The organism is Duganella vulcania (assembly GCF_009857655.1).
Taxonomy (GTDB): Bacteria; Pseudomonadota; Gammaproteobacteria; order Burkholderiales; family Burkholderiaceae_D; genus Rugamonas; species Rugamonas vulcania.
The window spans coordinates 1-13,137 of sequence record NZ_WWCX01000001.1 but is presented as its reverse complement, the minus strand read 5'-3'; the positions used below and the strand labels follow the sequence as shown (position 1 = coordinate 13,137).

Annotated in this window: 9 protein-coding genes and 1 pseudogene; 4 read left to right on the top strand and 6 right to left on the bottom strand. The window is 57.4% G+C overall.

What is annotated here, in order from left to right:
- Positions 1 to 250 precede the first annotated feature (250 nt).
- The gene (locus tag GTP90_RS00050; RefSeq protein ID WP_161081533.1) at positions 251 to 3,223 is read left to right on the top strand and encodes a Tn3 family transposase; all 2,973 of its coding nucleotides are present in this window, start codon (positions 251 to 253) and stop codon (positions 3,221 to 3,223) included.
- A gap of 9 nt (positions 3,224 to 3,232) precedes the next feature.
- Here GTP90_RS00050 and GTP90_RS00045 read toward each other — a convergent pair whose 3' ends face one another.
- Together GTP90_RS00045 and GTP90_RS00040 are read right to left on the bottom strand one after the other, a co-directional pair.
- Positions 3,233 to 4,831: a PDDEXK family nuclease gene (locus GTP90_RS00045; RefSeq protein WP_161081532.1), complete on the bottom strand. Its 1,599-nt coding sequence runs from the start codon at positions 4,829 to 4,831 to the stop codon at positions 3,233 to 3,235.
- A gap of 703 nt (positions 4,832 to 5,534) precedes the next feature.
- A complete protein-coding gene (locus GTP90_RS00040; RefSeq protein WP_161081531.1) occupies positions 5,535 to 5,984 on the bottom strand; it encodes a papain-like cysteine protease family protein in 450 nt (149 codons plus the stop codon).
- Positions 5,985 to 6,170: 186 nt separating this feature from the next.
- Here GTP90_RS00040 and GTP90_RS00035 point away from each other — a divergent pair.
- Positions 6,171 to 6,716 (top strand): annotated as a pseudogene (locus GTP90_RS00035) (transposase).
- A gap of 114 nt (positions 6,717 to 6,830) precedes the next feature.
- Positions 6,831 to 8,351: an energy transducer TonB gene (locus GTP90_RS00030; protein WP_161081529.1), complete on the top strand. Its 1,521-nt coding sequence runs from the start codon at positions 6,831 to 6,833 to the stop codon at positions 8,349 to 8,351.
- 338 nt (positions 8,352 to 8,689) lie between these two features.
- Here the strand turns inward: GTP90_RS00030 and GTP90_RS00025 are convergent, their stop codons facing one another.
- The 4 genes from GTP90_RS00025 to GTP90_RS00010 all read right to left on the bottom strand — a co-directional run bounded on the left by GTP90_RS00025 (position 8,690) and on the right by GTP90_RS00010 (position 11,952).
- A complete protein-coding gene (locus GTP90_RS00025; RefSeq protein WP_161081528.1) occupies positions 8,690 to 8,947 on the bottom strand; it encodes a hypothetical protein in 258 nt (85 codons plus the stop codon).
- A 91-nt stretch (positions 8,948 to 9,038) separates the two neighbouring features.
- Positions 9,039 to 9,953, bottom strand: coding sequence for a 3'-5' exonuclease (locus GTP90_RS00020; RefSeq protein ID WP_161081527.1), 915 nt, complete (start codon positions 9,951 to 9,953; stop codon positions 9,039 to 9,041).
- Positions 9,954 to 10,299: 346 nt separating this feature from the next.
- Positions 10,300 to 10,812, bottom strand: coding sequence for a hypothetical protein (locus GTP90_RS00015; protein WP_161081526.1), 513 nt, complete (start codon positions 10,810 to 10,812; stop codon positions 10,300 to 10,302).
- Between the two features lie 87 nt (positions 10,813 to 10,899).
- The gene (locus tag GTP90_RS00010) at positions 10,900 to 11,952 is read right to left on the bottom strand and encodes a hypothetical protein (protein ID WP_161081525.1); all 1,053 of its coding nucleotides are present in this window, start codon (positions 11,950 to 11,952) and stop codon (positions 10,900 to 10,902) included.
- A 495-nt stretch (positions 11,953 to 12,447) separates the two neighbouring features.
- On the opposite strand from GTP90_RS00010, the gene GTP90_RS00005 reads away from it, so the two are divergent.
- The gene (locus GTP90_RS00005) at positions 12,448 to 12,966 is read left to right on the top strand and encodes a hypothetical protein (protein WP_161081524.1); all 519 of its coding nucleotides are present in this window, start codon (positions 12,448 to 12,450) and stop codon (positions 12,964 to 12,966) included.
- Positions 12,967 to 13,137: the final 171 nt, after the last annotated feature.

The following is a 13,137-nucleotide window of genomic DNA, read 5'->3' as shown; positions in this document are numbered from 1 at the left end:
AGGGTCATGCGTGACCTTCGATGGGTCAAATTTGACCTGTATTGGGGTCATCTGTTCTGGCGTTCGCATCGACTGAGGCACTGGCACATAAATAATTGTTCGGCAGTTGCTTCACGGCCTGATTCTGCATATAGAATTGTCGACGTTTTAAGTTCTGCATTGTGTTGTTTGTCCAGCCGCGCATTGAATGTTGCCCCATGCTGCCGGGCCTACATGAAGTACGTGGCTCAACCGCATAGGAGCCTGAGCCTTGAGCAGCATTCATGAAACTGCGTATCCGCGTTTCAAACCGGAGCTGACGCAGCGCGAACTGGAAGACGTATACAGCCCTAGTGACGAGGACCACAAATTTGTTCGTCGCAATGCCCGCACGGATCCGGCTCGGCTGTATCTCGTACTGTTATTGAAGACATTGCCGAAGCTGGGCTACTTTCCCTTGTTGAACGAAGTTCCGGCCCCAATTGTGTCGTTTCTCGGAAAGGCGATCGGCGCGCGATCGGTCGCGGCAAAGGATCTTCAAGCCGAGGAAAATCGACCTAATTCGCGCCAGCGTTGGATGGAGGCCATCCGGCCATATTTGAAAATCAGGCCAATCGACGACCACACATATTCCGCCATTCAGAACGCGGCTACTGAGGCGGCCCAAACCAAGCACGAACTGGCTGATATCATTAATGTGGTCATTGAGGAATTGGTTCGCCAGCGCTTCGAACTTCCCGCATTTAGCACGCTCCATCGAAGGGCATTGAAGGCACGCAGCGAAGTCAACGACCACTTTTTCCAGGGCCTCGTCGAACCTCTCGCACCACCTGTCATCGCCCGTTTTGACGCGATGCTGGTTCCGGCCGCGCCGCCAGGCGTCAGCGGCTGGCAGCAGCTCAAGCAAGACCCCAAGAAACCGACCAACACGGAAGTGCGGCAGTATCTGGAGCACCTCCAATGGCTCAAGAGCTGGGCGACGCAGCTGCCAGCCATCTCTCATATCCCGGTAGTGAAACGCAGCCAGTTCGTCCATGAGGCACGTGCGCTTGATGTGGCCGACATGAAGGCGCTCAAGCACAATAAGCGCTACGCGCTGATGGTGCTGCTGTTCCATGCTCAGTTGAGCAAGTCGCTGGATGACGCGGTGGAGATGTTTATTCGTAAGCTACGAAAAATCCATTCCGGCGCGGAAGAGCAACTGCGGCGATACTATCTGGAGCACCAGAAGCGCGCGGAAAAGCTGATCATCCAGCTGCGGGATGTCCTCGAAGCCTTTTTCGAGGGCGAAACCGATGAGGAGAAGGGAGCGCGCATCGCCGCTGCCTTCCATGACGAACCAGGCAATCTGCTCGTCGAATGCGATGAGCACATAGCCTATGCGGGAAACAACTACCTACCGTTTATGCTGGCGCCGTACCAGGTGCAGCGGCCCTTGCTACTGAACTGTCTCAGTTTGCTCAATCTGGAATCGACATCCGCCGACCAGTCGCTCATCGATGCGATTCGCTTCGTCTTGGCCCATCGCCAGAGCCATCGCGAATCGTTGTCCATCGCCGGAACGAATATCAATCTGAAGTGGATACCGGAAAAATGGCGCAAGCTGGTTACCGGTCAGCGCACCGTTGACCAGGTTTCCGAGGTGAGCCGAAAATATTTTGAGCTCTGCGTGCTTACCGAAACAATGCGGGAACTGCAGTCTGGCGATTTGTACGTCGCAAACAGTGACCAGTTCAGCGACTACAGAACGCAGCTCGTTGAGTGGGACGAGTACCAGGCACAGGTGGAGGAATATGGTGCGATGCTTGGCTTGCGGACCGACCCGAAGGAATTTTCTGCGGCTCTCAAGACCTCCCTTGCGAAGATGGCTGCTGCCGTCGATGCGGGGATGCCAGAAAACGAGCACGTTGATATCATCGGTAACGAACTGATTCTGCGCAAGCACGCCAAAGATGCCAAGCCGGAGGCACTGGAAAAAATCGACAAGATTCTCACCGAGCGCCTGCCCGAAAAAAATATCCTCGACATCTTGGTGGAGTCAGAAGGCTGGCTGGATCTGCACAAGCTGTTTGGCCCCTTGTCTGGCTTCGACTCCAAAGTGGATGATCCACGGCGACGGTTCATCACCACGCTGTTCTGCTATGGCTGCAACTTAGGCGCCACACAAACCGCGCGCTCGGTCAAGGACTTGAGCCGTAAGCAGGTGGCCTGGCTGAATTTGCACCACATCACCGAAGAGCGACTGGAAAAGGCCATCGTGCAGGTCATCAACGCTTACAATAAGTTCTTACTGCCGAAATACTGGGGAACGGGCAAGAGCGCGTCGGCCGACGGCACCAAGTGGAACATGTACGAGCAGAACCTGCTGTCCGAATATCACATCCGGTATGGCGGTTACGGCGGTATCGGCTATTACCACGTGTCCGACATGTACATTGCGCTGTTCAGCCATTTCATTCCATGCGGCGTTTACGAGGCCATCTACATCCTTGATGGCCTGATCAAGAACGAGTCGGAGATTCAGCCCGACACGCTGCATGGCGACACGCACGCGCAAAGCGCTCCTGTATTTGGGCTGGCCTATCTGCTGGGGATCAACCTGATGCCGCGCATCCGGAACCTGAAGAGTTTGGTGTTTTATAAGGCTGACAAGGGAACGCGTTACGAAAACATCAATGGCCTTTTCAGTGAGTCTATTAACTGGGAACTCATTGAAACGCACTTGCCGGACATGCTGCGCATCGCGCTGTCGATCAAGGCCGGTAAGATTACACCGTCGACAATCCTGCGACGCCTGGGCACCGCAAGCCGCAAGAACAAGCTGTATTTTGCGTTCCGCGAGCTGGGGCGGGTTGTGCGCACCGAGTTTCTGCTCAAATACATCGGCGACGTTGAACTACGAAAAACGATCCAGGCGGCCACCAACAAGAGCGAAGAGTTCAACCAGTTCATCAAGTGGTTGTTCTTCGGGAACCAGGGCATCATCGCTGAGAATGTACGCCACGAGCAGCGCAAAGTCGTGAAGTATAACCAGCTGGTGGCCAATCTGGCCATCCTTCACAACGTTGAGGCCATGACGGGTACGCTGAAGGAAATGCAGAGGGAAGGGTTCCCGATCGATGAGGAAATTTTGGCTGGCTTGGCGCCGTATCGGACGGAGCACATCAACAGGTATGGTGACTATACCTTGGACCTAGAAAGAAAGGTGCCACCAATGAATTACAAAACGAGAATTCTTCAGTAAATCAAATGGTTACGACGGGATTTGAGTTTTTTTACACGAATCCCGGCCGACCCTCAAGGTCGTCGCGCGTTCCCCACAGGAGGACCACTCATGATACAGCCCTAGCTGGTAGCAGAAGTGATGGTGGTCGCCAAGATGGGCGAACATTTGCCACGCCCAACGGGCATATTCGCTAACGCAAGAGGGCAGTAATGTCGGCGGATTAGTGGCTTCGAATTCGAGACTTGGGGGCATTGTCCGAGACCCGGTTGCTTCGCCGAATGCGTGCACGGTGTACCAACATCCCAGCAGGCGAGCCATGGCGCACGTGTATCTGGAGTCCCGGCCATCGCGTCCGTAGTTAGTGTTGGCGCTATGGTCTTTATGGAACTGGGTGATCCTGCCGACTATTTTGCCCAACTTGTACGCGCCCAGGCCGCTCGACAGTTCACCCATCGTTATAGCTTCGCCACTGATCTGATCCATCGCAGGCACCCAGCAAAACGGGTGCTCGTCCGGGAATTGATTGGCGTTGATGTTCGCGAAATGGCGGGCTCCAGTCTGCCATGTTTCGGTCGGCCAACGATCATGGATCTCACCCCATGGCGAAACTTGAAGGTATTTGGCGCCGTTTTCGTCCAACAAGCGCTGGGCCTGTGACCAATGGCCAAAGTTGCTAAATTCCGAACTTAAACCCAGGTCGCGCATCTCGATTTTAGCCAGAAGGCGGCAACCTTGATCTAGATCCGTTGCGTATGGGTCGACAGGGAACTCCAAATCGTTTGCGGGATTGAGATACTGCATGATGGGGCTGGTGACCGGCAAATCCGGTATGAGTTTATTGGGGTTGATGATGCACGTCGTCAGGTGCCAAACAGGGCCGCCGAAGACTTGCGACTCCCACAAAATGACGAGACCGGAGCAGCCGCGCTTGTCGCCTTCTCGCGCCACGTCGTTCGCTGCGCGCTGCAGGCGTTTGAGGACCGTCTTCTGGTCGTAGGTTTCGAGTGCTGTCTCGCATTGAAAGAAGAATGACTTGGTGTCGCAGGTAAATAGCTCCGGCGCGAACTCACCGTGGAACCCACGGTGGTCAAACACATCCAGAATTGGACGTAAGTGGAAATTCTTCCCATCGGGCGCCGGCGAGACTTGCAAGGGCAGCAACGGGTAGCGCCGACTGCGCATTTGAGCGCGCACCGCGTTTTTGAGCAGTTCTCGCCACGCGCTGGACGCGACCACAATTGACACTGGCACATTATGCATCCTGCGATGCAAACCCTCGGCGTACGCCAGTACTTCAGTGATCGCCTGGCGCTCTGTCTGGTGGCTCACCTTCAGTTCGACAATAATCCAACGCCCACTGCAAGGATCCTGGAACAAGAGGTCGGGCCTAAATCCCGTCTTCGCATCGACCTGGATATCGTCGTTGGCGGCGACCAACTGCGCCTCCAGCAAGCTTTGCAGCACGTGCAGGGCGTCGTCGATCGCGTCGACGTTGACGGCGCTGTGTGTGCCCGCTTCTTTAAGCGCTTCCAGTTCATCAACGTGTTCGATGGCCGAGGCCAAGCTATTCTTTTTCGCCAATTGCACCAGCCAATCTTGCAGTTGCGCCTCGGTGACCTTTTCCATGCATCCCATCCTTTGCGTAGTGACGTGACACATTCTAGCGCTCGTTTCCCAATTGGCATACTCGTCGGGCCCGGCATCTGCAGCCGACATTGCGCGTCAGGTCCGCCGGCCGGACATGGCCGTACAACCGGCAATGTTTCGACCGCGGGCTCGGTGATGACGAGGCGGCGCGCGTCTTAAGACGGCTGTCCGGCATCGATGCTGGCCGGTTCGCCGTGCCGCAAACCGCCCAAGAAGTTCGCCGGCAACAGCACACTGTCGCGCGCGGCCCGGAGCGTGCCCGTGCCTGCCAGCGGCGCCCCGATGTTCTCCGGAGTGTGGCATCTTGGGTCACGGCTTCCGGAGACTGCGGCCACGACAAGCTGGTCGTGTTCAACTGCAGGCGGAGCGGGTTTCTCCAGTCGTGCGGTGCTCGGCGCATGGCCCAGACAGTAGCCCACCTGGTAAGCCATGTGCTCCTCAGGTGCGTTTGCGCCAGTGGGTGCTTTTACCGCCCATCCTCCCTGCGTTTGCTGCTGTCCGCACAACTCAAGCTGTAACGCTTGTGCTGCAGGTGGCGCGCCGCATCAGCACGCGCCACCTGCTCGATCAGGCCGGAGCAAAAGGGAGTGAATATCCTCTCCTCACTGTGTGCAATCGTCCCGGGCGATTCGGCATGCCCAACGAGCGTTGCCGCTAGCCCCTGAGCTGGAGCGCGACCGAGTCACGCGAACCAGAACAGACCCGGGAATTTCTGCGAGAATTTGTGGAACAGAATATTCTTGCTTGGCCCGAGGGCCGGGTCGTGGTACGTCACGCCCCAAGGACTTGCGCCGATGATGACACAGCAGTGCCCCCAGTTCACTTTCGGCGGGGTTACCCCAATGAGGGGGCCGCACTGTTGGAGCAACTGCTCCAGACCGGCGAGATTGTACTTTTCCTTCGGCGGGTCGATGGCGAACTTGTTCAATTTTCCGCAGAGCGTCTTGTTCTGTGGCGTGTAGGCTTCGAGGACGTCGTCGATTTGGTCCATCTTCACGCCTTGAAAGAAATCGAATTTTGGGTTCAGGAACGTCGCCTGGCCGAAGTAGGCCCGGATCATCGACAGAGAGTCGAAGAGACACGTGTACTCTCCTAGCCCTTTGCTATAGGCGACGTTCAATAGTACTGACATAGCTAACACCTCGCTTGAGAGAGAGTTGTCGCATCCAAGATGGCTGCGCCTAGCCGAACTCGGCCGATGACCATAAAGATAACATCGTGCTCCGTTGGAAAATGCACGAAATCTCACAAGTCCGAGTGGCGGCGCTGCATGAGAACGAGTGGCGGCGGTCAGAAGAATAGGACGCGATCTTGCAGGATGAGGCGCGGCAGTGATGAGAACACTCACCGTCGCATCTGTCGCAAAGTGCACTTGGCGATGGACGTGAACACGGGGCAGGTTTGCGTGGTGTTGATGACGCACCAAGGCGTCGGCGACATCCAGGTGCCGGCCGCGCTGCTTGGTCAGATCTCTCCCGATGCGTCGATCGATATCGTTGGCCGCGAGGGCGCGTATGACACCAAAACATGCCACGCCGCCATTGCCGCTCGCGCGCCGCGGCCTTCGATTCCGCCGCGAGAAGGCGCCGCGCTCTGCCGGCAACGCATGTCGGGCGCCGCATGGCGCAACGAGGCGATCACGGCTATCGCCAGCAGCGGCCGGAAGAACTGGAAGGAGGCCAGCGGCTAGCATCGGCGCTCGCTCTCCGAAGCGTTGAAGTACCGGTTGACGGTGTTGACCGGCCGGGAGCCGGCCGCGCGCATAATAGGGGCGCAGGCGAGCAAGGTTGCGGCGCGTGTGGGTTTGCTCAGCCATAGGAGCGCATTGGCTCGCCCCCGGTCCGTCCGTATCGCACAAAGTTAGCACGGGATTGGACAGTTAGACTTGATTTATGCAACAACGCCGTTGTACTTGAATGCTATGTTTTCCAAGTTTGTATAAATTATACGAATATTTGAAATATACCGGGAGACGAAAATGAGAAAAATAATAATTTTATTGTTTATTTGCCAGATTGCAGTAGCTTTCGCAGCACCGAAATCTCCACAAAAAAGCAAAAGATTACCCGACTCTGAGCCCATTCTTTTATTTTGTCCCAAAGGCGAAATGCCAAAAATATCAGTGCGCATGGAAGAAAGTGGGATTGTGCGAGTCCGGGTGACGGTTGAAGTTGACGGGACAGTGTCTGAAGCAAAACTTGATATACCAAGCGATTTTAGGAACTTAGATAATGCGGCTCGTGAACAGGCGATGGAATGTAAATATAAACCTGCCATCGCGAAGGGGCGTCCAGTTCAGTCATTTTCTTGGATTGTATATAATTTTGTCTTTGACGATCCTGAGCAAACCAAGAAGGATCAGGAAAAATACGCCAAGAAATTGGCGGCAATACAGGGAGGTAGTACAACTTCCCTTAACTCTTCGATGCCAAAGGAATCGGACAACCGATCGAGACGAGATTCCAGCGGTGCGCAAGGAGAAAAGTTTGCAAATCTGGATGGAGACAAAACCTCATCACCAGGACAGCCTACCCGGTTGGATAAATTGAATAATGCAGCGACGCCATTGCAAAATGCACCATTAAGAAAAGTTGATCTACCACCCGGCACTCAAGATAAAATAATTAAATTTAATGGAACTGCAGCTTCGAATGGTTGCGGAGCTGAGCTTGAAGCAATCGGTGCGCATGCGTTTGACCTTTGCAAACAATATGGAAACAATGATTGTGAAGATCGTCGCATTTATGCTCATAATCAAGTAGAAATGACGACCATGAATGTTGTTGAGCATGTTCCTTATTCAGATATTCAGAAAAGAGTGGAAAGTCTTTCTATATTTTTAAAAAATTCAGTGAGGAGCAAGGTTCTAGCTGTTCCTGTAGAAATTTGCTTATTAAAGGCCAGAAAAGTCCAGCTGGATAATATTGCATCTTCACGACCGACTATTGATGCCGACGCAGATAAAATTGCTGCCCGTGCGATCGAAGCAACATCAAAAGCGATTGCTAGAAATTCCGATGTAATGGCAACTGATAATTCTCTCACGCCCATATCGTCAACATCAAAAAATAGAACTAAATCAACTTCGCTCAGCATTGCTGGCAATGATTCAATGGCTAATCGTAACGGCCCGAGACAACAGTATTTGCACGACCCATTAGCGTTGGCTAATAACTGCGTCGCATTGGATTTTGATAATATGTTATATGGTGGATTTAAAAACAATTGCAATAAGAAGGTTATGTATGGTTATTGCGCGTATCATCCCAAGAAGGGTTCATGGGCAGATGCGCCATTTTTTGACTGTGAAGGTGATATGGCGAAGAAGCCGCCGAGTGTGGGCGGGCTAGTACTGGCACCGTTGGGCCGAGACAGTGAGCATACAAATGGGGCGGAGCGGATATATTGGTTTGCTTGCACTAATGGAGCTCAGCCAGAGGAGTTACACTGGAATGGAAGTAATATTTTAGGAAAATGTATCCACCGCTATGATCACTAAATAGTAGGTCCTGAACAATTAAACGGAGTCCGATGCTAAAGGCGAAACGACCAAAAAGCACTGCTGGAATTTGCAAGGTTTCGTTGAAAGGGAGGCAATTGCTTGCAAATTCCAGAGGGTTGAGTGGGACTAAAGCGACTCGGACCCTGAACGGGCTGCTGAAATACTGCCTCGACAAGCTTTCGCATCCCAATCTACGGCACATGGAACTGGAGCCGCGCGACAATGCCTGCCGGGATCTGACCGAGATGCAGCTCGGTCGGGGCTTGCCCAAGCCTCGGGCGAGCGCGCGGGCCCGCTACGATGTTTTGCGTGGGCGCGGATCCCCGATGTGGTGTTCACGCCTTGCCGGTGCGACTGCGCGTGGCCCGCTTGATCCGGCGCGCTGGCATGGCTGGGGCGGGTTCGGGAGCGCCAGCCGTGGCCGGGAAGCCGGCGATGGCGGCCGCCTGGCTGTCGTCCAGCCCGCAGTAGGCGCGGCTCTCGCTGTTGCCGTAGCGGCTCGGATTTTCGGCAGCCCGGATGCCGTAGGGCTTCTCCAGTTGCGCGCTCCACGCGCGCATGAGGACGGCGCGGCCCATTGACCGGATTTTCATGCTCGGCCCATTTTCTGACGGTGTGTGCCGCGACGCTCTTGCTCACAAATGCGAATAATTGTCGCGTCCGGGAACCGGGGCAGGGTGCATGTCAAACGGCTTTCGCGCCAGGCTCGGCTTTGTGTTCCGATACGAAAAATTGCGTGTGTCGCCGCGCCAGCGCCAGTACGATCCGCTGGCAGCACAGCGCGTCATAGCTGGCCCGGTGCGGCCGGCCGGCGACGTCCTTGGGGCACTGCGCACCCGCCAGCGACATCGCCACGCTCAGTCGTGGCCAGCGGCCCTCGTTCGCCTCCGTCAGCAGTTCCATGGTGCATTCCCAACGCTCGCCGGACGGCGCCGCCAGTGCGTGGCGCCGGCTCGACTGCAGGAACATGCGCGCGTCGAAGCTGGCGTTGTGGGCGATCAGCACCCGGCCGCGTACCACCGGTGCCAGCCGCGCCGCGACAACCGGCCACGTCGGCGCATCGGCCAGGTCGGCATCGGTCAGGCCGTGGATGGCGCTCGCTTGCGCCGGGACCGCGCCCACCGGTTTGACCAGCGTTTCCAGCAGCACCACCCCGTGCCTATCCACCACCGCGACTTCGACGATCTCGGCCTCCTCGTCTAGGCCTGTGGTCTCGCTGTCGAGGAACAGGGGATCGAGTGCCAGAAGGTCGGCCGCGTGGCGGCAGGTGGCCCGCCAGTTGCTCTCCTGTTCCTCGCGATAGAGCTGGGCCGCGCAAGCGCGGCAGCAGCCACTTGGATCGAGGCCACGCTGGTCGATGCGCTGACCGCAACCGGGGCACAGGACCGTGCCGGCCAGCTGGCGGCCAACCATCAGCACGGCACTCTGTGCCTCCGACGGCGCGCGGTAGGGTTTCATGGCGACGGCCAGGGCGGCGTCGTACTGGTATACCCAACCGCGTCCTTGCCAGTAGCGGGCGGCAGGGCGCTGATCCGGCGCCGGCTTGAGCCGCTCAGCCTTGAGTTGCGTCTTGGTCAGAAGCCGGATTGTGGCGGTCATGGTGCGCCTGCCGTGTCCAGATTCGTCCTAACGCAGGCGGAGCATCGCAAGATATCGTCGTCGCCCGCCAGCCCGCTGGTCACGGTTTCGATCGCCTCTGGATGCCTCATCATAAAAGGCGGCAGCCCCTGAAGCGATCGAAGGGACGTGCCAGATATGATGAAGCCTCTTGCCGTGCTCGTGCTGGTCATGACGCCATTCCTACTGTTTGCTGAGGTTCGAGTAGACGGCCACCAGTGCCTCGATGAGCAGCCAGTCAAGCTGCGCAACCGGTGCGGTTCCCTTGGGGCGCTGTGGACACGCAAAAACATGCCCGGCAGTGGCGCCACAGTGGGCGCATCTAGTCTCAGGGCTGGACATCGTTTTCGCGCGCTATCGCGGAGCGATATCGCTCAATTGCTTCCAACTGGCCCAGATTCATTCGTGCCGTCAGCACCTCGATGCTGGCGGTGGAATCTGGTAGCCAGGTCGAGAAGTCGTCCGTGGCCAGAGCGATCATCATCAACTCGGTAGTCGAAGCTGACGCATGTTCAGGGCCGGCCACGAGTGCCTCTCGGATTTTGTCCAAATACGGGCACGCCTCATCGTCTTGGATCGGCCGTTCCTCAAACCACTGGAAAATCACAGTGACCGGTCCGCCGTCCAAACACTTGCTAAAGCATCTGCGCTCCCACTTCCGCCCGTCGCTCCGAATAAGATCAACCACGTCCGATGGCGCCCACGCGTGAGCCGTCTCCGGTAGTGCAATGGTATCGAATTCGGCCTTCGTCCTGGTCCATGCATAGACGGTGTTTGGTGTCGCCACCTTACAGCCCGACGAGGTCCGCGTGTTGATTTGATCCGCTTCGTTGTCCATCATGTTCCGATCCGTGTTGTGTGGCCTGATGGCCTCTATACGACGCCTGCGGAAAAATGCGATGTATCCGCAGGCCGCAGCGTTATAGCGTTATGGCGTGACCAGGTGGCGCTGTGCAAATTTCAGGACATGGCGATTGGCGGCCGGATCGAACCCCTGGCGGTGGACATAGATGCGACGTGTGCGGACGTCGATCGCCAATGATTTGATGACTTTGCGCCCATCGCGCGCGTCCTCCAGGCCCAGGAAATTATCGGCCCCGACGACGTCGACCGGTGCTGTTCCTTGGGCGGCGTCGAACACCGCCACCAGTGGTTCGACGTCGCTTTGCGCATCGTGGTGATGCGGCGCCTTTTGAAGGCGCGCGAGCTTGGAGAAGAACAAATCGTGGGCGTCGATCAGGATCTGCGTACCGGCGTAGCGGCCTCTCTCGAGCGCCTCCCAGGCTTGCTTCGACAGGTTCACATACTGGCCCGCTTCTGCACTCGACAGTCCGATGTCGACGCGTGCCTTGCCCAGCGCGGTCTCCAGGATCCGGATTGCCGGCGCGCTGATCAGGCGACGATCGAGCATCGTCAGCCTGGCTTCGACGGTCAGCGAAATGGCGAACCCCGGCGAATCCTCGAAGAGATCCTTCTCATCTTGCACAGCGCAGGAAAACAACAGCCTGATGTCCTGGCCAGTCTGCGGCAAGGGCGTGGGGATGGTGCCAAGCGGCGTCACTTCGACTGCATAGGGGCCGGAACGGGCTTCGTCGCGCAGTTTGTTGCTAACCCAGATGTCGCTGAGCAGGGCGCGCTCCACCTGGTACTTGGTCATTTCCAGCAAAGTTACAGCGCTACTGTAGACGCGCGGCCCGGACAATTCCCGCGATGCGTCGGCCAGGCAGACGACGAGCTCCGGGAGGTCAAGCTGCAGTCCTAGTGTATCGGCGCGGGAGGCGAGTTGGTTGGTGTCGACCAGCCAGTTGACGTCCAAGTCTGGCGCCTCCGGTTTGCGCTCGACCGCGTCACGGGCTGCTTTACTGGGGTAGCCGTGGAGCGCGGCCAGCAGCTGGTGGGCATGGCCAAGGCTTAGCTCAATACCTCGTGAGGCCAGAGCGCGACGAAGGTTGTGGGTGAGGGTGTTGAATAAATTTGACATGATCATCCTTTAGGTTAATTGGCTTCGGTGACCCACGTTACCCACCAAGCCCTTCAAAGGAAGAACATGGTTAGTTGGTGTTGCGGTTGCTGCGGTTTGTCCAATTGAGACGTGAACTCGGCCCGGACTGGCTGTGTGCAGTGTAACCAGAATCGCCGGCGATGCGCAAGCCTGTTCGAGAAAGCGGGCCGAACGCGGCTGGCCTTCCTGGCCAGCGCTGTCAGGGAACGAACAGGCGGGCGCGTAGCGGTATTACGACAAGTAGCCGGCGGCCAACGCTTGCGCCGCGCCGGCCCAGTTTGGTTTGGGTGGCAGCCGGCAGGAACAGTGCGCAGCGGCGGCGAGAAGGGCGCCCGGGCCCGCGAGCTTGGGCGAGGACGCGCCGCCGGTTGGCCGGGCGCCCTTCACCGAGCGCTGCGCGGACCAGCAGCGGCCGTCGGCCGGCAGGGCAGGACACAGTCAGAGGCGCCTGGCCACCCAATTACCGGGGAGGGCATGGAGGTAATGCAGGACGGGCTGGCCAAGCGCCAGCTCCCGCAAAGCCGCGCCGGCGCCCGCCACAACTCAATCCAGACCCACACGACATTCAAAATCTCGTTACAACGCACTCATTACGATCAAAATGCAATTATCGGACACTTGCCACCCGGCCACTACGAGGTTAAAGCCGCGGACTCCGGCACCGCTCCGACTCTTTTCGCTCTTTCCATTCTTTCAGCTCTTTCCGCTCTTTCAGAGCGGGCCGCCAGGAAGAGCGCCCATGGCGGCCGCCGCGGCCGGCAGTGCACGAAGCACGTCGGCGTCGGCGTCGACCAGGGCCGGGACGGCCGTGGTGTCGCGCAGCGACACCTGGGATGGGGCAAGCGTTCGGCGCGTAGCATGCAGGGCATGCGTGGGGCGATTGTGAGGAAGGAAATTGTAAAAAATTTACGTTACGAATGTTCGCCAAAGGCAATATTTTTACGGGCAGGGGCGGTAGAGTCATGCTTCGATAATTGCAAATCGAACGAGTAGATGGGCTTGGTGCCCGGATTTGGGGTCATTTGGGTTTATTTGGGTTGGTTATGGGGGCTTGGATCCTGCCTGGCCAACGCGAATTTGCCGCCGGCGGCAGGCCAATGCCCGCGCCGCGCCAGGCGCGGGCGGTGCGCTGGCCAGCGGCGCCGAGACTGTGCCCGGGGCGGT